The organism is Corynebacterium marinum DSM 44953 (assembly GCF_000835165.1).
GTDB classification, from domain to species: Bacteria; Actinomycetota; Actinomycetes; order Mycobacteriales; family Mycobacteriaceae; genus Corynebacterium; species Corynebacterium marinum.
On record NZ_CP007790.1, the window covers coordinates 50,579 to 68,777 of the forward strand.

17 protein-coding genes are annotated in these 18,199 nt (G+C 69.7%); 7 read left to right on the forward strand and 10 right to left on the reverse strand.

Translation table 11 applies throughout. The annotated features are described in order from the left end of the window. Nucleotides 1–7: 7 nt before the first annotated feature. A complete protein-coding gene (locus B840_RS00255; RefSeq protein WP_229676555.1) occupies nucleotides 8–442 on the reverse strand; it encodes a carboxymuconolactone decarboxylase family protein in 435 nt (144 codons plus the stop codon). Between the two features lie 208 nt (nucleotides 443–650). On the opposite strand from B840_RS00255, the gene B840_RS00260 reads away from it, so the two are divergent. Continuing rightward, nucleotides 651–2,153, forward strand: coding sequence for a DUF4389 domain-containing protein (locus B840_RS00260; RefSeq protein ID WP_042620456.1), 1,503 nt, complete (start codon nucleotides 651–653; stop codon nucleotides 2,151–2,153). A 38-nt stretch (nucleotides 2,154–2,191) separates the two neighbouring features. Here the strand turns inward: B840_RS00260 and B840_RS00265 are convergent, their stop codons facing one another. From B840_RS00265 to B840_RS00280, 4 genes are all read right to left on the reverse strand, one after another. Next, the gene (locus B840_RS00265; protein WP_042622390.1) at nucleotides 2,192–3,352 is read right to left on the reverse strand and encodes an MFS transporter; all 1,161 of its coding nucleotides are present in this window, start codon (nucleotides 3,350–3,352) and stop codon (nucleotides 2,192–2,194) included. A 277-nt stretch (nucleotides 3,353–3,629) separates the two neighbouring features. Further along, a complete protein-coding gene (locus B840_RS00270) occupies nucleotides 3,630–4,457 on the reverse strand; it encodes a M23 family metallopeptidase (protein WP_042620457.1) in 828 nt (275 codons plus the stop codon). Between the two features lie 353 nt (nucleotides 4,458–4,810). Next, on the reverse strand, nucleotides 4,811–5,713 hold the full coding sequence (locus B840_RS00275) for a DUF2382 domain-containing protein (RefSeq protein WP_042620458.1): 903 nt from the start codon (nucleotides 5,711–5,713) through the stop codon (nucleotides 4,811–4,813). A gap of 282 nt (nucleotides 5,714–5,995) precedes the next feature. Next, on the reverse strand, nucleotides 5,996–7,339 hold the full coding sequence (locus tag B840_RS00280) for an alkaline phosphatase PhoX (RefSeq protein WP_042620459.1): 1,344 nt from the start codon (nucleotides 7,337–7,339) through the stop codon (nucleotides 5,996–5,998). 316 nt (nucleotides 7,340–7,655) lie between these two features. Between B840_RS00280 and B840_RS00285 the strand changes: the two genes are divergently transcribed. The 4 genes from B840_RS00285 to B840_RS00300 are packed head-to-tail and all read left to right on the forward strand — an operon-like array spanning nucleotide 7,656 to nucleotide 9,882. Beyond that, nucleotides 7,656–7,961, forward strand: a complete 306-nt coding sequence (locus tag B840_RS00285) for a CHY zinc finger protein (protein ID WP_042620460.1) — start codon at nucleotides 7,656–7,658, stop codon at nucleotides 7,959–7,961. A gap of 19 nt (nucleotides 7,962–7,980) precedes the next feature. After that, nucleotides 7,981–8,358, forward strand: coding sequence for a YidH family protein (locus B840_RS00290; protein ID WP_042620461.1), 378 nt, complete (start codon nucleotides 7,981–7,983; stop codon nucleotides 8,356–8,358). Next, nucleotides 8,355–8,681 (forward strand): DUF202 domain-containing protein, encoded by a 327-nt coding sequence (locus B840_RS00295; protein WP_042620462.1) that lies wholly within the window; start codon nucleotides 8,355–8,357, stop codon nucleotides 8,679–8,681. The genes B840_RS00290 and B840_RS00295 overlap by 4 nt, the downstream gene beginning before the upstream one ends. Nucleotides 8,682–8,691: 10 nt before the next feature. After that, nucleotides 8,692–9,882 (forward strand): MFS transporter, encoded by a 1,191-nt coding sequence (locus tag B840_RS00300; protein WP_042620463.1) that lies wholly within the window; start codon nucleotides 8,692–8,694, stop codon nucleotides 9,880–9,882. An 81-nt stretch (nucleotides 9,883–9,963) separates the two neighbouring features. Here B840_RS00300 and B840_RS00305 read toward each other — a convergent pair whose 3' ends face one another. Next, complete coding sequence (locus B840_RS00305; protein ID WP_042620464.1) at nucleotides 9,964–11,367, reverse strand: MFS transporter; 1,404 nt, start codon at nucleotides 11,365–11,367, stop codon at nucleotides 9,964–9,966. Nucleotides 11,368–11,499: 132 nt separating this feature from the next. Here B840_RS00305 and B840_RS00310 point away from each other — a divergent pair, with 132 nt between their 5' ends. After that, nucleotides 11,500–12,012, forward strand: coding sequence for a DinB family protein (locus tag B840_RS00310; protein ID WP_042620465.1), 513 nt, complete (start codon nucleotides 11,500–11,502; stop codon nucleotides 12,010–12,012). A 2-nt stretch (nucleotides 12,013–12,014) separates the two neighbouring features. Here the strand turns inward: B840_RS00310 and B840_RS00315 are convergent, their stop codons facing one another. The 4 genes from B840_RS00315 to B840_RS00330 form a co-directional block, all read right to left on the reverse strand. Beyond that, entirely contained in the window at nucleotides 12,015–13,046 is a 1,032-nt protein-coding gene (locus tag B840_RS00315) for an ABC transporter ATP-binding protein (RefSeq protein ID WP_042620466.1), read from the reverse strand. Between the two features lie 2 nt (nucleotides 13,047–13,048). Further along, nucleotides 13,049–14,647 carry an ABC transporter permease gene (locus B840_RS00320; RefSeq protein ID WP_042620467.1) on the reverse strand — a complete coding sequence of 533 codons (1,599 nt, stop codon included), beginning with the start codon at nucleotides 14,645–14,647 and terminating at the stop codon, nucleotides 13,049–13,051. A gap of 6 nt (nucleotides 14,648–14,653) precedes the next feature. After that, nucleotides 14,654–15,715: an ABC transporter substrate-binding protein gene (locus B840_RS00325; RefSeq protein ID WP_042620468.1), complete on the reverse strand. Its 1,062-nt coding sequence runs from the start codon at nucleotides 15,713–15,715 to the stop codon at nucleotides 14,654–14,656. Nucleotides 15,716–15,844: 129 nt separating this feature from the next. Continuing rightward, nucleotides 15,845–16,630, reverse strand: a complete 786-nt coding sequence (locus B840_RS00330; RefSeq protein ID WP_042620469.1) for a tryptophan-rich sensory protein — start codon at nucleotides 16,628–16,630, stop codon at nucleotides 15,845–15,847. Nucleotides 16,631–16,684: 54 nt separating this feature from the next. Here B840_RS00330 and B840_RS00335 point away from each other — a divergent pair, with 54 nt between their 5' ends. Continuing rightward, nucleotides 16,685–18,184, forward strand: a complete 1,500-nt coding sequence (locus B840_RS00335) for a cryptochrome/photolyase family protein (RefSeq protein WP_042620470.1) — start codon at nucleotides 16,685–16,687, stop codon at nucleotides 18,182–18,184. Nucleotides 18,185–18,199 lie beyond the last annotated feature (15 nt).

Genomic DNA, 18,199 nt, shown 5'->3' on the forward strand with positions numbered 1-18,199 from the left:
CGGCCATTCACTGGGTGGCCTCCGGCTCCATGCCGCGCTCCGCCATGACCTCCTTGACCAGGGTGAGCGCGTTGAGCACCCGCGGGAAACCGGCGTAGGGGAGGAGGTGGATCATGGTACCTACGATCTTTTCCCTGGTCAGAACCACGTTGAAGCCGACGTTGATGTGCAGCTTCAGCTGGCGCTCCGTGCCCAGGGCGGCCAGGGAAGAGATGGTCACCATCGTCTGCTCCTGCTGGGACAGGCTGTCGCGGGAATAGATGTCGCCGAAGGCGAAAGAGACGATGTCGTCGGAGAGCAGCGGGCCCAGGTCCTTGTACGACTCGACGAGCTTGGCGTGGTCGCAGGTGTTGGACTGGCCGCCGGCGACCAGCTCCATCATGCGGTCGAGGCCCTTCTGGAAGCGCTCAGCGGTCCCGGGCGGGGGCCCCGCGTGCCTCACAGGGCGGCGGGTAGGGCGGACGAGGGCGTCGATAAGCGGGGCGGCTTCCCGGGACCGCCGCCGAGAACGACGGACCGGACAATAATCAACGTCTAATAGGTCACGTTGCGTCGTAACCGGCCGGCGCAGGGAGGGGGCGGGCTAGTGTTCGAGACAGTACCGGCCCACTTGACCGGGGTGAATTCCTCCGTCGAAGCAAGGAAAAGTCATGGTCACCAGTCCTGTCTCGTCCTCCCGATACTCCGCGCGCACCAGACCCTTCAACTGGGTCCTGCTCGTACTCGGCGTCCTGCTCACCGCTCTGGGCCTGGGACTGAGCGCCGGCGGATTCGCCATCATGGGCGCCGAGGCAGCCCAGCGGGACGGCCAGTACCTGACCGGCCCTGCGCAGAGGTTCGAGTCCACCGGCCACGCCGTGACCACAGGTTCCCTCGTGATCGACCCGGGTGAGGCCGGCATGAGCGGCCTGCCGCCGCTCAACGAGCTGGCCAGCATCCGGATCCGGGTGACTCCCGTCGTCCCGGACGAGGCGGTGTTCGTGGGCATCGCCGAGGCCGCCGACGTCTCCGGCTACCTCGAGGATGTCCCCCATTCGGCGGCGGGGGACGCCGCCTGGATGAACGGCGGGTCCCGCACAACGCAGTGGGACTGGCGCACCGGCGATGTTGACCCCGACCTCAGGGAGGTGTCCGGCAACCGGAGCCCGGAACCTCCGGAGCAGCAGGACTTCTGGGCAGTCTCCGCCAGCGGCGCCGGCGTCCAGGACATCACCTTCGACCTGCAGGAGGGGCAGTGGACACTGGTAGTGATGAACGCCGACGCCGACCGCCCGGTGTGGGTCGACGTGGAGGCCGACGTCCGCACCGGGCTGCTCGGGGCAGTCAATCCGGGGCTGCTGATCGCGGGCCTGATCGGACTGCTGCTCGGCATCCCGCTGCTGCTGTTCGGCACGGCGGGGCTGGGCCGGGACATCGCCCCCCGGGAACCGGTGGGGGACGCGGGAGTCGGGGGAGTTGGGCCCGTGCCACTGGGCCGCTCCCCGCTGACCTTCACCGGTTACCTCGACGAGGGCGTCTCCCGCGGGTTGTGGCTGGTCAAATGGCTGCTGGCCATTCCGCACTACCTGGTGCTGGGCCTGTTGTGGTTCGCATTGGTGGTCACCACCATCGCCGCCGGGCTGGCCATCCTGTTCACCGGCCGCTTCCCGCGGGCCTGGTTCAACTACAGCGTCGGCGTACTCCGCTGGAACTGGCGGGTGGGCTTCTACGCCTACTCGGCGCTGGGCACCGACCGCTACCCGCCCTTCACGCTGGCCGCGGGCGACTACCCTGCGGACCTCGACGTCGCTTACCCCGAGCGCCTCTCACGCGGACTGGTGCTGGTCAAGTGGTGGCTGCTGGCCATTCCGCACCTGCTGGTCGTGGCGCTGCTCACCGGCAGCGGCGGGATGCTGAGGCTCGAATCGGGCGACGGCGCCGGTGCCAGCCTGGACATGTCCCTGATTGGGTTGCTGGTACTCGTGGCGGCCGTGATCCTGCTGTTCACCGGCAGGTACCGCCGCGACATCTTCGACCTCATCGTCGGCCTCAACCGCTGGGTGTACCGGGTGTCCACTTATGTGCTTCTGCTGCGCGACGAGTACCCGCCGTTCCGCCTCGACCAGGGGCCGACGGAAGAACTGGTGGAGAAACAGGCGGCGGCGGGAAGCTGACCTGGGGCCGGATTCGAGGCGGCGTCGATAAGCGGCGCTCAGGCGCGGCGGCCGTGTACCGCGAAGTAGAGGACGGCAGCGGCGGCCGCGACGCCGGCGAGGGTCGCGTACATGGTGCCGTAGCCGGTGGCGGCGACGAGGGCGCCCAGCAGGATCGGGCCGAGACCGAGGCCGAGGTCCATGAACAGGAACAGCGTGGAAATGCCGGTGCCGATCTTCTCCCGGGGAACCGCGTTGACGGCGATGGCCTGGCAGGCGGGCATGAGCGTGCCGTAGCCGAGACCGGTCAGCGCGCCGGCGAGGACGACGTGCCAGTCTGCGGTGGCGAGGGCGAGCATCCCCAACGCAAGGATGAACAGTGCCAGACCGAGGTAGACGACGATGTTGTCACCGCGCTTGTCCTGCAGTCGGCCGAGGACGGGGCGCATGAGGAGCATCGGCACCGCGTAGGCCAGGAAGAACAGGCCGGCGCCGGTGAGCACCCCGCGTTCGACGGCGTAGCCGTTGAGGAAGGTGATCACGCCGCCGTAGGCGAGCCCGATGAGCAGCATGAAGGCGCCGATGGGGGCGACGGCCGGGTGGGCGATGTCGCGGAAGGAGAACCGGGGCCGGGTGGCCTTCTTCGCCTCGGCGATGGCCTGGCGCTGGGCGGCGGAGGGGCGGAGGAAGATGCTGAGCGCCAGGGCGAGCACGGCGATGGCCAGGCTGGCGATGAAGAGGATGTCGTAGGTGAAGGCGCCGACCAGTGCCAGGCCGAGGGCAGGTCCGACTGCGGTCGCCAGGGTGGAGGTGAGCGCGAAGTAGCCGGTTCCTTCGGCGCGGCGCCGGGAAGGGATGGCGGTCTGCGCGATCGCCATGAGTGCCGTGCTGGCGAAGGCGTACGCGCAGCCGTGGACGATGCGCACGGCGATGAGCAGGGGGAGGGAATCCACGACCAGATACAGGGTGGACGTCAGCGCTATCACTACGGCGGAGACGAGCAGGACCGGCCGTTTTCCCAGCGTGTCGATGACATAGCCGCAGAAGATCCGCCCGAGCGTGGCGCCGATGACGAATGAGCTCGCCGCGAGACCGCTGGCGGTCTGTGAGGCGGCGAACTCCCGGACGGCGTAGAGCGCGATGGTGGTCACCAGCAGATAGAAGAGCAGGTACTGGAGGAAGTTGACCACCCAGGCCAGCACGAAGGTGGGGGAGATCAGGCGCTCACGTGCGGTGGAGTCGACTTTCGGGGTGCGTTCCTGCCGGCTGTCGTCGTCGACTGTCAATGAAGTTCTCCTCGTGGATGTTGCTGCGTGTAGCGAAAATGATATTCCCAATAATGGCCAGGAACAATCCGCGGGAGGGGAATCGTGTGTCTGTGTGGCATCAGGGGAGGGGCGGGGGTTTCACGTGGAACATCCCGGGGCATTGGCGGGAAGGTCCATGAGGGCGCAAAAAGGCCCAGCCCGTGGGGGCTGGGCCTGTGGGAGCGGCAGGTTAGAAGGAGATGCCGTGCTGGGCGAACCAGCCGACCGGGTCGACGGCGCCGGCGCCGCCGGGGTGGATCTCGAAGTGCAGGTGGGAGCCGGTGGAGAAGCCTTCGCTGCCCATGCCCGCGATCTGCTGGCCGGCGGTGACGCTCTGGCCGACGGACACGGCCAGGGTGGACATGTGGCCGTAGACGGAGACGGATCCGTCGCTGTGCTGGATACGGATCCAGTTGCCGTAGCCGGAGGCCGGGCCGGAGTCGATGACGGTGCCGTCCATGATCGCGAGAATCGGGGTCCCGATGGCGTTGGCGATGTCGATGCCGGCGTGGAGAGTGCCCCAGCGCATGCCGTAACCGGAGGTGAAGGTTCCCTGCGCGGGGCTCACGACGGCGCCGGAAGCGGTCTGTGCCGCATGGGCCGGAGCGGCGGGGGCTGCGGCTGCCTGGGCGGCTGAGGCAGCGGCAGCTACGGCGGCCGCTGCCTCCTCGGCCTCTGCCTGGGCCGCAGCGGCGCGCTCGGCGCTGAACGCGACGGCCTTGTCCAGCTGCTCGTCGATGTTGGCCACCGGCTTGTACTCGGAGATCTCCAGGATCTGCGGCGATGCGGCCACGGCCGGCGACTGGTCGGCGTCGCTGGTCAGCTGGTAGTCGACGTCGACGGCCTGCGGGGAGGGCTCCGGGGAGGCCTGCAGAGTGGCGGCGGCTGCGCCGCCGACGCCGGCGGAGGACACCGCACCGGCGGTGAGGGCCACCAGGGCGAAGCGCTTACGGGTTGCCTGGGCGGTGGAGATCCTGCGGTGACGGGCTGCAGTCGACCGCTGAGTGTTGTTGAGAATGGAATTACTCCTGTCGTGCTGCCGGCGAGGCGGTCCGGGCTCGTGTTACATCCGTGAGCACGTCGTGACCGATTCGTTATTGATGGGCGTCACGCTACCGATTCGACTGCATGCATGCAAGTCATGTATGGGGCAGGAGCTCTCTACTGGGGTCCGAAATGTGGAAAATGGTGGGAAGCCGGATATTTTCCCAGTTCCGATGCCAAGGTGGACAGGATTTTATGTCAGACGGCCATGTAGTTCACAGGTTCTTGTGCGGTGCCGGGGGTGACGGCGGAGACAGCCGGACAAGCGGGAGAGGCCCCGCCGGACCCGGTGGGGGTCGGCGGGGCCTCATCGGCGTGCGTCAGGAATTAACGGCGCGGGGTGCGGCCTTCGGAACCGGGGTCGAAACCGGCGTCGGCATCGCCGTCGACGTCGAGTTCCTCGCGGGCGACGTCCTCGCGGACGGTCTCGGTGTCGCGGACGGTCTCCTTGTGCAGGCTGACCTCCTCCACCGGGACGGTTTCCTTGGTGACGTTGACGCGTTCCTCGGACAGGGACACGGTGGTCTCCTCCTCGCCGAGGGCACCGCCGCGATCGCCGCGGTCGGCGCGGTCACCGTCGACCGGAGTGCGCTCGATGCGCAACTCCTCACGCTCCACGGGGACCTCGACGGTCTGGGTGTCGTGGACGACGTGCTTGCGCAGACGCACCTCACCGGTCTGGACGTTCTCCTTGTCCACGTTCACGCGCTCCTCGGACAGCGTCATCGAGTCCGCGTCCGTGGTGGTGTCCACGTCGGCGCCGGTATGTCCACCGATACGATCATCGGTGCGGTCGTATGCGGCGCCGCCGGCGAGGCCCGCCGCTCCCGCTCCCGCGCCCGCTCCCGCTCCGGCCACGTCACGGCCGGCCGGGCGGTCACGGTCGTGGTCGCCGGCGTCGTAGGTCTCGACGTTCTGGGTGCCCTCGAGGCCGTAGTGGCGGTAGATGACGGCCTGGTCCTCGTCGGACAGGTGGGCGTCGTCGTCGATGTTCGGGGCGTCCTGGATACGGTCCTTGGTGAAGGCCAGTCGGAGTTCCTCGCCCGTGAGCTGGTGGCCGCGCAGCGGCACCAGGCTGGAGCTCATGCCGAACAGGCCGTGGCCGACCTCGACGAAGTCGGGCTGGCCGGTGGAGTCGTTGATGTACACCTGCTTGACCGAGCCCAGCTTGTCGCCGCTCTTGTCGTAGGCGGTGGCGTTTGCGAGATCCTGAATGTTGCGGTTTACCATCGTGCACTCCTTTAACTCGTTGTCGCGGTCGTCCGGGGTGCGTGCCGTGCGTGGCCCGCGGTCCCGGTCAACTGCTTTGACTGCTTCGGGGTGGTGCACCGCCAGCCTAGGAACGCTCCGCCCGGAATTCCATGCTTCTCAGCTAATGGATATGGATCCGTAACTTTTCCCGCATTCAATACACAGGAACCGGGCTGCGCGGACAGGGACGCCGGAGCGCCGCCCGGGATCCCCGGGGCGGCGCTCCGTATTCAGCTCGGGTCTCAGGACACGCCTGTTGTCTTACAGGGCGCCGTTCTCCCACGGGCCGGTGATGGCGTAGGTGATGCCGGGGTTCTGCACGTTGAAGAACAGGATCCTGCCGTCCGGGCTGAACGTGGCGCCGGCGACCTCGCTGTTGTTGTTGGAGTTCAGTTCCGCGAGGTCGAAGATCTGGCCGTCGAGGGTCACGCCGCGCAGCAGGTTCTTGCCTGCGCCGTCCTCGCACAGCACGAGGGCGTTGGTGTTCGGGGAGACGCAGAGGTTGTCCGGGCTCTGCAGGACCTCGGGGTCGGTGGACTCGTAGGTCAGCTCGAGCTGGCCGCCGGAGTTGCCCCGCGGGGTGTAGCGCCAGACCTGGCCCAGGCCCGCGTCGCCGCCGCTGGTGGAGACGATATAGATGGAACCGTCGCCGTACCAGGCGCCCTCGAGGCGGGCGAAGAGCGCGCCGCCCTGCTCGTAGCCCTGCTTGAACACGGCGAGGGAATCGGTGCTGTCCGGATCCGGATCCTTGATGTCGACCCAGGTGACCGGCAGGGGCTTGCCTGCGCGCTGGCTGATGCTGGTGTCGAACTTGGGCTGGGCCTTGATGGCCATCATCTGCAGCTTGCCGCCGGCGGTCAGGTCATTGCGGTCGTTGGGGACGAAGCGGTAGAAGCCGGAGGTGCCGCGGTCCTCGGTCTCGTAGACGATGCCGGTCTCCGGGTCGATGGCCACGGCCTCATGGGTGAAGCGGCCCATCTCCTTGATCGGGACGGCGTCGACGGGGGAGGTGGCGTCGGCCGGGACCTCGAAGACGTAGCCGTGCGGGTGCGCGACGTCCAGGCCGGTGAAGGTCTCCTCGCAGGTCAGCCAGGTTCCAGCGGGGGTGGGGCCGCCGGCGCAGTTGCGGATGGTGCCGGTCAGCGAAGGGTACGCGGACACGAGCTCCATCTTGTTCGGATCGAAGACCAGGTTGGTCGTGCCGCCGCCGGCGTTCGGGTCGTAGGAGTTGGCGCCGAAGGCCGCGCCCTGCGACCGCTCGTGGTTGCGGACCAGGTTGATCATGCCGTTCGCGCCGGCGAAGGCGGCCATGCCGTCATGCATGTTCGGCGTCGGCGTCCCGTCGCTCATCAGGGTGCCGGTCTGGCCGAAGGCCACGTAGGAGAAGCCGGCGGGCAGGAGCAGCTCGCCGCCCGGGGCCGGCTGCAGCGGGCCGTAGCCGCCGTTGTCGGGTGCCTGCATGGTGTCGACGCCGCGCCCGCGGCCTTCGGCGGCCAGCGCGGCGTTGCCCATCAGGGCGGAGAGGACGCCTGCGGCGCCCAGTGCTCCGCCGGCCTTCAGGAATCCGCGGCGCCCGAAGGCGGGCTGCTGCTGTGATGCGTTCATCTGCTTATATCCTCACTGGATCATTCTGGCGGTTGTGTCCCGCCCGTGTAATTCAAACGGTCAATCGATAGTTTTAGGCGAATTGGCCGCTGGGCATTCATGTGAGCGCCCCCCGGTGCCGCCGAGCCCCCGACCCCAGGCGAGATACTGAAAAAAACCTTAAAGAGTGGGTGCGGTGAGGACTTTAACAAAGGTTGGTATGACCTGCAGGGTGAGCGAAATTGCTGCTGGTGGGGTATTTTCTCCCGATTCCCCGGTCGCACCGATACTGATGCTCCGGCATCCGGACCCCCGGAAATTGGCTACGCTGAGCGGCATGGAGGTCGAGGGACGCGAGGTCGACGAACAGGGGCGGTGCGCCCACTACCGCGGTGAACGGGACGTGGTGGCCAACCGCTGCGCGGTCTGCTGCCTGTACTGGGCGTGCCACGCCTGCCACCGTGAGCTCGCCGACCACCCCTTCGGGCGCATGCGTATCGACGCCCCCGCCTCCGTCCTCTGCGGCAACTGCGGTTACACCATGGGCTACCAGGAATACTCGGCGGCGCCGGACTGCCCGAACTGCGACCACCCCTTCAACCCGGGCTGCGGGCTGCACGCGCCCTTGTACTTCGAGATCTGAGGAAAGCCGGTACCCCGACATGAACGACCGAGACCCGCACGCCCGCCGGGGCTGGGAGAACTCCATCCTCGGCGGTGGCGAGGAACCCGACGCCCGCTTCACCCTCGCCAACGAGCGGACCTTCCTCGCCTGGACCCGGACCTCCCTGGCCTTCCTCGCCGGCGGCATCGCCCTCGGCGCGTTCCCCCTGGCGGAGATCTCCGATGAGGTGCGGACCCTCGCCGCCATTTTCGTGGTGACCGTCGGCCTGCTCATCTCCGGTGGCGCGGCGGTGAGGTGGCTGCGGGTGGAGCGCGCCATGCGCCACGGGCGGCCCCTGCCCATCCCCGGGATCGTGCCGCTGCTCTCCTTCGCGGCGGTGTGCGCCTGCCTGCTGACGATCGCGATGCTGCTGTGACGCCCCCGCCGCTCATCCACGGGGACCCCGGGCTGCAACCGGAGAGGACCACCCTGGCGTGGACGCGCACCACCGTGTCCTTCGCGGTGTCCAGCGCGATCCTGCTGCGCTGGCTCCCGCACTACGGGGTTCTCGTGGTCACCCTCATCCTCCTGCTGGTGGCCATGGCGCTGGGCATCTACCTCTCCCAGACCGCCCGGCACCGCGCCGCAGTTCAGGGTCTCGTTGCCGGCCGCGTCCGCGCCCAGGTGGGGGTGGTCGCGCTCATGACCGCGGGCATGATCGTGTTCGGGGTCGCCGGGCTCTTCCTCATCCTGTCCTAGGCTGAAACCCATGTCTCCCGTCGCTTCCCGACGCCGCGTCCTCACCGCCCTCATCATCGCCCAGGTCATGGCCGGGCTGGGGCACGGCGTCACCTACTCCATGGGCGCGTTGCTCGCCGCCGACCTCGCCGGAACCATGTGGGGCGGCGCAGCGGCCACGGTGACCACGATCGGCGCCGCGCTGTGGGCCATACCCCTGGCGCGGATCGTGCGGGTGCGGGGCCGGCGGGCGTCGTTGAGCACCGGCCTGGTGCTGGGGATGGTCGGCGCACTGCTGGCGCTGAGCAGCGCCCAGACCAGGATCTTTCCCCTCCTGCTCCTGGGCTTCTTCTTCCTCGGCGCCGCCGTGGCGATGAACCTGCAGGCGCGTTTCGCCGCCGCCGACCTCTCCGAGGAGAACCAGGGGCGCAACATCTCCCTGGTCGTGTGGTCGACGACCGTCGGCGCGATCCTCGGCCCGAACCTCTTCGCCCCCACGGAGGCCCTGGGCGGCGCACTGGGCCTGCAACCCTATTCCGGTGCCTACCTGGTCGCCATGGCGGCCCAGCTCCTCGCCGTCCTGGTCCTGCAGGTGATGCTCCGGCCCGAGCCTGCCCCGGTGGCCGTGAAGAGGAAGGCCGGGAGGGTCCGGCTCGCCGACCACCCGGTGGTGCTCTCGGCGATCACGTCCATCGCGACGGCCCACTTCGCGATGATCGCCATCATGTCCATGACCGCCGTCCACATGCACCACCACGGCGCGGAAATGACCCTGATCGGTCTGACCATCTCCTTCCACGTCGGCGGCATGTACGCCCTCGCCCCGGTCTTCGGCGTGCTCAGCGACAAGGCCGGCACCCCCGTGACCATCGGCCTCGGCATCGCGATGATGCTCGTCTCCGCCCTCATGCTCCTGCCCTTCTCGCAGGTGGAGGCAACCGTAGTGGTTTCCCTGCTCCTGCTCGGCCTGGGCTGGTCGGCCACCCTGGTCGGTTCCTCGGCGCAGCTGACCGCCGCCGCCCCGGTGGACCAGCGCGCCGCCCTGCAGGGCCGCAGCGACTTCAGCATGAACATCGCCGGCGCCTTCGGCGGCGTGGTGGCCGGCCCGGTCGTCTCCACGTGGGGCATGCCCGCCATGGCCGGAGTGGTCGTGGTCCTGATTGTGGCGCAGCAGCTCTGGGCCGTGCGGACCCGACGGCGTGCGGTGTCAGTTTCGGGCTGAAGTTTCCCGTGAACTGCCTGAAATGAGGGCACTGGGGCGAGAATCAGCCTGATCCCGACATGGCCTGCCGGAATCCACCGGCTATGTCGCCGCGCGCCGGTTTCCCGCCACCAGAACCAGTACGCCGGCCGCCACCAGCAGCACGGTGGTGACCAGCAGCGCCGAGCTGAACGCGTCGGCTGCGGCGGCCCCGTCGGCCAGTCGAGTGGCGTAGATCGAGCCGATGACGGCCGGACCCAGTGCGCCGCCAGTCTGGCGCAGCACCGTGTTGGTGGCGCCGGCCATCGCGGCCTGCCGGAGGGGCACCGAATTGACGGCGACGGTGGCCACGGAGGCGAACATCGCGGCGATGGAGACACCGAAGATCATCAGGCGCCACACCACGTCGAGGTGGGCGGAGGTTTCGTCGGTGCGGCCGATGAGGAGGGTGCCCAGTGCGGCGAGGAGGAGGGCGAGGGAGAGGGCGACGTCGGCACGCATCCTCCCCAGGAACCGACCGACCAGCGGGGCGGCGAAAAACGCGGTGCCGGGGATGAACGCGATGTAGGAGGCGATGCCCAGCGGGGAGAGCTGTCTGGCCTGGCCGAGGAAGAGTGCCAGCAGGAAGCCGACACCGACGACGGAGAACAACGCCATCATCGCGGCGACACCGGCGGCGGCGAAACCCGGGTTGCGGAAGATCCGCAGATCCATGAGCGGGGCGGCGGCGGTGCGCTCGCGGTGGATGAACAGGCCGAGGAAGACCACGAACACGAGGTAGCCGAGGAGGGCGGGCACCGAGAACCAGCCCTGCGCGCCGCCCTGGATGACACCGAAGATAAGGCCCACCACGGTGAGGACGGCGAAGAGCTGGCCGGGCACGTCCAGGCCCGGGGAACTGGTGGGGGCGGCGGGCAGGAAGCGGCGGGTGACCAGGGCGATGACCACCGCGAGGAGGCCGGTCGGCACGAAGATCCACCCCCACGGGGCGAATTCCAGGATCAGGCCCGACGCGACCGCGCCGAACGCCAGGTCGGCGGTTGTGCCGGCGCCCCACAGCGCCATGTAAGGTCCGCGTTGGCGGGGGTCGGGCACGGCCATGGCGATGGTGCCCAACGTGGTGGGCAGCAGCGCGCCGCCGCCCAGACCCGCGAAAGCCTGGCCGAGCCACAGGACAGGCATGGCCAGCCCTTCACCGGCCAGGGAGGCGAGCCCGCCGAGCACAGACCCCAGAGCCATGAGCCACAGCGCACCCACCATGATCTTCCGTCGCCCGATGTTCTCGGCGATAACTCCCGCGGAGAGGACCGCGGCAGCCATCGCGAGGATGTAGATCGACTGCACCCACTGCAGGCCGGCGGTGGCGGCTCCGGTATCGGCGGCGATGGTGGTCAGGGACACCGATACGGCGTTGATCGGCAGCTGCGCCATGAGGACGGTCAGGACCGCGACGGTCACCGCGCGCCGGGATTCGGGGGAGAGCTGGTGCTTCCGGATGCCGGACATTGAGGCCTTCCACGTGGCGGGGGGGGATGGACCTACGGCATCTTAGGCCCTCACCGTCACCCGGCACGGAGCCTGCTGTTAAGCACAGATAAACGCCGACGCTTCCGGGGGTGGCGGGCGTAGCCTTGTCCCATGGATATCAAGGACGCATACCTCAACCTCATCGACCGCGCGACCGCCAACCTGGAGCGCGTACCCGTGCTCTCCCCGGCGCAGCTGAACACGCACCCGGGCGGCCACCCGAACTCCGCCGCGTGGAACCTGTGGCACGCGGGCCGGGTCCTGGACGTGATGGGAGTCTCCGCCCTCGCGGGCCAGCCCCAGGTGTGGGAGGAGCAGGACTACCGCTCCAGCTTCAATATCGGACCGGCCGGCGAGGAGACCGGTTTCGGCCACTCCGACGGGGAGGCCGCCGCCGTCATCGTCGAGGACCGGGACCTGCTGGTCGACTACATCGCCGCGTCCCTGGCTGCCCTGCGCGAGTACGTCTCCACCCTGGAGGCCGAGGACTTCGACAAGGTCATCGGCGAGTTCAAGGGCGCCCCGGAAACCGTCCAGGGCCGCCTGAGCCTCATCCTCATCGACGCGCTCCAGCACGTGGGCATGGTCCAGTACATCGGCGGTGTCCCGGAGCTGGGCAGGTAGTTTCAGGCGGGGTAGGCCAGGGGCCGGCGGATGCGTATCGACGCCGCGTCGCCCACCCGCGGCCGCGCCCCGCGCACCGTGGCGCGGAACACCGCCCCCGCCGCGTCGAGGGTGACGGACCAGTCGCGGGAGTCGTAGAGCACTGACCGGATCTGGGCGGGCAGCGCGTCCGGTGTATCCGCGGGCAGGACCTCCACGGCCGACGGCAGGACCGCCAGGGTCAGCGCCGGGGAGGGTTCGTCGACGAAGTCCACCTCCTCGGGGGACCAGGTCAGGGGGCCGGAGGTGACGGCGCTGTCGAAGGTGGCGTCGAGAAGCGCCGCGTCCGCGATGAACGCGGCGACCCCGGCGGTGGCGGGGCGGGCCACCAGGTCCTGCGGGGCGGCGATCTGCCGGACGCGGCCCCGGTCGAGCACGACGACGCGGTCCGCGATCGACAGCGCCTCCGAGCGGTCGTGAGTGACGTGCACGGTGGTCAACCCCTCCCGGCGGGTGAGGGTGACCAGTTCGCGGCGCAGGTTGTCGCGCAGGGGTTCGTCGAGGGCGGAGAGGGCTTCGTCGAGAAGCAGCGCGGTGGGGTCGGCGATGATGGCGCGCGCCAGGGCCACGCGTTGCCGCTGGCCGCCGGAGAGCGAATCGGGGCGGCGGGCCGCGAACCCGTCGAGGCCGACCAGCTCGAGGGCGCGGGCGACGCGGTCGCTGCGCCCACGCTTATCGACGCCGCGCATCTTCAGCGGGTACGCCACATTCGCCGCCACCGTCATGTGCGGCCACACCGCGTGCTGCTGGAACACCATGCCGATGTTGCGCTTGTCGGGGGGAACCCGGGTGACGTCCTCGCCGCCGAGGGCGACGTGGCCCGCGCTCGCCGGGACGAAGCCGGCGATGGTGCGCAGCAGGGTGGTCTTGCCGGAGCCGGAGGGGCCGATGAGCACCACGAACTCCTCGGGCCGGACGCTGAGGTTCACGTCCGCGAGGCCGGTGGTGCCGTCCGGGAAGGTGACGGACAGGTCGTGGATGTCGATGGCGGACACGTTCAACTCCTGACTTTCGGGGAGCGCACGGTCAGCGCCAGAGCGAGGATACCGACGAGCGCGAACATCAGCGACAACGCCGACGCCTGGTTGTAGTTTCCGGCCTGCTGCAGGTTGAACACCTGCACGCCGAGGGTGGTGGTCCCGGGCGCGATGAGCAGGATCGACACCGTCAGCTCGCGCACGGCGGTGACCGCGACGAGCATTGCGCCGGAGAACGCCGCCGGAATCGCCATCGCGCCGGTGGTGCCCAGCAGCGCGCGCAGCCGCCCCGCGCCGCTGATGCGCGCGGCCTCCTCCACGGCCAGTGGTGTGTTCTGCAGGGGCGCCCGGACGGCCTGGAGCACCATGGCGGTGAAGGCGCAGACGTACGCGCCGAGGATGACCCACATGGTGTTGTAGATGCCGGTGTAGCGGCCGAGGATGAGCCAGCCGACGCCGATGATCAGGCCGGGCAGCGCCGTCGGCAGCAGCACCGTCAGGGTCAGGGCGGTGTTCCCGAAAAACCGGGTGCGGGTGACCAGGAGCCCGATCAGCCAGCCGAGGAATCCGGCGATCACCGCCGTCGCCAGCGCCAGGGTGACGGAGTTGCTGAAGCCCTCGGCCACGCGCGGGTTGGCCAGGGAGCGGCGGAAGTTCTCCAGCGTGACGGTGTCCATGGTGAAGGGGATGCCGGGGGCGGGCAGCAGCGCACGGTAGGCCAGGCCCAGGATGGGGCCGAGGGTGACGGCCAGGCCCGCCACCCAGGCCACGAGGGTGACCGGCCAGCGGGCGGCGCCGAGATCGAAACGCAGCGCCTGGCCGGTGTCCTGCAGCTTGGCGGCGGCGCGGTTGGCCACGAGATGGTCGGCCAGGACGGCGCCGACGCCCAGCACGAGCAGCACCACGCCGATCGTGGAGACGATCTGCAGGGGGTTGCCCACGGTCCCGGACTCCATGAAGCGGTAGATCATGGTGGCCAGGGTCTCGAAGCGTGCCGGGGAACCCAGCAAAGCCGGGATGCCGAAGTCCGCGAGGTTGGCCACCGCGGTGAGCGTGAAGGCCGAGAGCAGCGCCGGCCGCAGCAGCGGGAGGGTCACGGTCCGCAGCACCGCCGCCGTCCCGGCGCCGCTGACGCGCGCCGCCTGCTCCAGGTCCGAGGGGATGGACCGCAGGCCCGCGGAGACGATGACGTAGACGATCGGGTACGAGTGCAGGATGAGCAGGAACGTCACGCCGTCCGCGCCGTAGATGTTCCACACCTCGGCGCCGAAGAAGCGGTTGAGCCCCTGGTTCGGGCCGAAGAGCTGGAGCCACGCGATCGCGCCGATGAAGGGCGGGATGAGCAGGGGGGAGAGCAGGAACAGCCGCAGGACGGCGGTGCCCGCGGCGTTCGTGCGGTCCAGCACGAGCGCGATCGACGTCCCGGCGACGACCGCGCCGAGGGCGGAGAGCAGCGTGGTGTAGGTGGAGTTCCACACCGCGGAGCCCAGCCCCTGGTCGAACAGAGTGGGTATCTGGTTCCCGCCGGCGGCGAGAGCGAGGACGAGCGACAGGGGTGCGACGAACAGTCCGAGGACTATCAGCCACACCCCGACGCGCATCAGGGACAGAGCTTTCATGCCGGGTTACTGCATGGCGTTCTGGAACAGCTCGACGGCCGCGTCCTTGTCATCGGTGACGACCTGCAGGTCCGGGGTCATCAGCACGATGTCGGCGAGTTCCGGGGTGTTCTCAGGGGTGCCCACGTCCTCGCGCACCGGCAGGTAGGCCTGCTCCACGGCGATCTTCTGGCCCTCCTCGGAGAGCAGGAAGTTGAGGTAGCGCTCGGCGGCCTCCTTGTTGTCCGAGGCCTCGAAGACGCCGGCCGGCTCGGTGATGTACGGGGCACCCTCGGTCGGGTAGACGGCGGCGATCGGGGAGCCGGCGTCGGCGAGGTCACGCACAAGGTAATCCACGACCACGCCCACCGAGTGGCCGCCGCCGGCGATCTCCTGCGAGGTCGGGCCGTTGGACTGGGCGATCATGGGCTGGTTCTCGCCGAGGGCGTTGATCCACTCCTCGCCGAGATCCTCGTTGTTCTTCCACACGGAGGCGTTGAAGGCGGCGGCGCCGGAGACGGCCGGGTCGGGCATGACCAGCTGGCCGGCGTACTTCGGGTCGACCAGGTCGGCCCAGGACTGCGGGGCGTCGGCCTCGTCGATGACGTCGGTGTTGTAGGCGATGACGGTCGGGATGATGCGGGTGCCCACGTAGAAACCCTCGGCGTCGACGGCCTCCTCGATGAGGTCGGCGGTGTCCACGTCCTGCAGCTCAGCCAGATCGCCGGCCGCCTTGTACGTCTCGAAGGTGGGGGCGTCCGCGGCCCAGAGGACATCGGCCTCGATCTCGCCGGACTCCTTCTCGCCGGCGATGCGGGCGTTGAGGTCGCCGGTTCCGGCGCGATACACCTCGACCTCGATGTCCGGGTTCGCCGCCATGAAGGCTGCGTTGATCTCGTCGACCTTCTCCTCCGGTTCGGAGGTGTACACCGTGAGGGTGGTGACCTGGGAGGCGGCGGCTTCGGTGGTGGCGGCTGCGTCGGAGTCCCCGGAGGGTTCGGCGCAGGAGACCAGGAGCGCGGCGGTGGCGCCGGCTGCGGTGGCCGCGAAGAGGGGGCGGCGGAACTTCAGGCGGGGGAAGGAGACCATGTCGGGGAGACCTTTTCTATTGGTGGGACTATTGGACAGCCGGGTGGCAGGCACCCATAATCCCACGGGGGGAACGGGTGCGCAGCGCGAGCGGAACGCCGGCATTGCCGGGCGCCGCCGCCACCGCTGTCACCGCCGGAGTCTGCGCAGCGCCGGGGCCAGGAGGACGACGGCGGCGGCGATGCCGGCCGCCCAGACCAGCACCGGGGACTCGAACTGTCCCTCCGTGCGGCCGACCGCGATCCAGGCCAGGCCCCAGGCCGTGGCCAGCGCGGGCGCCACCCGGCCGCCGTCCAGCAGGGCGGCGGCCGCCGCCACGACTGTGGCGACCACGATGCCGGCGACGCCGGCGGGGATCTCCTGCACGGCGTCGACGCCCAGGTCGGCCAGCCACGCCCAGGTGTTGGCGAACGTGGCCACCAGTACCCAGCCGAAGTACAGGCCGAAGGCGCCGTCCGTGAGCACCTGCTCGACCACCCCTCCCGTCCGCGGGGCCCCCAGGATGTACATGATCCGGATGAGCACGGCGAGCAGGGCGAGGATGACCACCACCGAGCCGATGAGCGAGCCGAGCTGCACGGTCCAGATCCAGGCCGCGTTGAGCAGCAGGGACAGCAGCGCCCAGGGGCGCAGGGAACGCTGCCGGGGCGAGGTGCGGGCTGTGCGCGTCAGCTGCCAGAGGGCGTAGGCGGCCAGGCCGAGGTAGATCACGCTCCAGATGCTGAACGCCGGCCCGGCTGGGGCCAGGGGAGTGGCGTCGGCGGACAGGGCTCCGCCGGCCGCCTGGTTGATGGGCGTTCCGCCGAGGGCGCCGCTGCCGAGGAAGGCGGCGGCGATCGCGAAGACGGCGCCGATGAGGGTGATCACCGGCAGGAGCCAGGTGTTGCCGAGGGTGCGGGTGGGGGTCTGGGACATAGTGGGCACCTCCTTCCTGCCATGTTAAGGAAATCGGAGCACTAGGTTGGTGGTGTGACTCAAGCGAACGGGAAAGCGCCCGCCCTCTTCTGGTTCCGCGACGACCTGAGGGTCCGCCACAACGAGGCGCTCGCCGCGGCCGCCGACCGCGGGCCGGTCACCGCGGTCTACATCGCCGAGGACCCGGTCGCGACCGGGGTCCGGCCCCTGGGCGGGGCGGCCCGGTGGTGGTTGCACCGCAGCCTGGAACGACTCATCGAGGACCTGGCGGGAGGTGGGGTGCCCCTGCTGATCCGCAGCGGCGACCCCCGCCGCCTCATCCCGGAACTGGCCGCACGGAACGGGGCGTCCTACGTGTCGTGGAGCCGGCGCTACCACCGCCCGCAGCGCGACATCGACGCGGAGGTGAAGGAGAGTCTGCGTTCCGGTGGGGTCGACGCCCACAGCTTCCCGGGCCACCTGCTGGCGGAACCCTGGACAGTGGCTACGGGGCAGGGTACCCCCTACAAGGTGTACACGCCGTTCTCCCGGGCGCTGCGTTCCGTCGTCGAGGAGGGTCCCGGCCCTGGCCGGCTGCACCTGGAGCAGGCGCCGGAGGGACTGGCCGGGCCCGGCGCGGACCCGGAGGGGAGCAGGGAGGACCTGGCCGAGCTCGCCCTGCTGCCCTCGCACCCCTCCCGCCGGGAACCGGACTGGACCGGCGGCCTGGAGCAGATGTGGACGCCGGGGGAGGAGGGCGCGTGGCGCCGGCTCGGGGGGTTCCTGGCCGCGCTGGAGGGGGGCGTCGGAAAGCAGGGTTACGCCGAGGGGCGGGATTATCCGGCCCTCGACGTGACCAGCCGGCTCTCCCCGCACCTGCGCTTCGGGGAGATCAGCCCGCTCGCGGTGTGGTCGGCGGCCGCCGCGCTGGAGGCGGACGGGCGCGACGTCACGGTCTTCCAGAACGAATTGATGTGGCGGGACTTCGCCTGGCACCGCCTCCACCACCGCCCCGACCTGGCGACGGCTAACGTCCGTGCGGATTTCGACGCCTTCCCCTGGGCCTGGGACCCCGGTGAGCTGGCGGCGGGCACCGCCGGCGGGCGCGACGGACGGCGCAGCAACCGCGCCGCTGCCCCCGGGGACTTCCACGCCGACCTCGGCGCCTGGCGCAGCGGCGTCACCGGCATCCCGCTGGTCGACGCCGGCATGCACGAGCTGTGGGCCACCGGGCACATGCACAACCGGGTGCGGATGGTCGTCGGTTCGCTGCTGACCAAGAACCTGGGCATCCACTGGCGCCACGGCGAGGAGTGGTTCTGGGACACGCTCGTCGACGCCGATCCGGCCAGCAACGCCTTCAACTGGCAGTGGGTGGCCGGGTGCGGCGACGACGCCGCGCCCTATTTCCGGATCTTCAACCCGGAGACCCAGGCCAAGCGGTTTGATCCGGAGCGCACCTACATCTCGGCCTGGGTGCCGGAATTCGGCGGCCCGGACTACCCGGCCCCCGTGGTCGACCTCCGGGAATCCCGGGCCATGGCGCTGGCCGCCTACGAGGGGATCCGCCGGTAATTTCCTCGGCCCGCC

Coding starts and splice junctions, on each gene's coding strand:
- B840_RS00280 (WP_042620459.1), bottom strand. CDS start 7,339: ATGAACGCATCACAGCAGCAGCCCGCCTTCGGGCGCCGCGGATTCCTG.
- B840_RS00260 (WP_042620456.1), top strand. CDS start 651: ATGGTCACCAGTCCTGTCTCGTCCTCCCGATACTCCGCGCGCACCAGA.
- B840_RS00300 (WP_042620463.1), top strand. CDS start 8,692: ATGTCTCCCGTCGCTTCCCGACGCCGCGTCCTCACCGCCCTCATCATC.
- B840_RS00330 (WP_042620469.1), bottom strand. CDS start 16,630: ATGTCCCAGACCCCCACCCGCACCCTCGGCAACACCTGGCTCCTGCCG.
- B840_RS00285 (WP_042620460.1), top strand. CDS start 7,656: ATGGAGGTCGAGGGACGCGAGGTCGACGAACAGGGGCGGTGCGCCCAC.
- B840_RS00325 (WP_042620468.1), bottom strand. CDS start 15,715: ATGGTCTCCTTCCCCCGCCTGAAGTTCCGCCGCCCCCTCTTCGCGGCC.
- B840_RS00275 (WP_042620458.1), bottom strand. CDS start 5,713: ATGGTAAACCGCAACATTCAGGATCTCGCAAACGCCACCGCCTACGAC.
- B840_RS00290 (WP_042620461.1), top strand. CDS start 7,981: ATGAACGACCGAGACCCGCACGCCCGCCGGGGCTGGGAGAACTCCATC.
- B840_RS00310 (WP_042620465.1), top strand. CDS start 11,500: ATGGATATCAAGGACGCATACCTCAACCTCATCGACCGCGCGACCGCC.
- B840_RS00320 (WP_042620467.1), bottom strand. CDS start 14,647: ATGAAAGCTCTGTCCCTGATGCGCGTCGGGGTGTGGCTGATAGTCCTC.
- B840_RS00305 (WP_042620464.1), bottom strand. CDS start 11,367: ATGTCCGGCATCCGGAAGCACCAGCTCTCCCCCGAATCCCGGCGCGCG.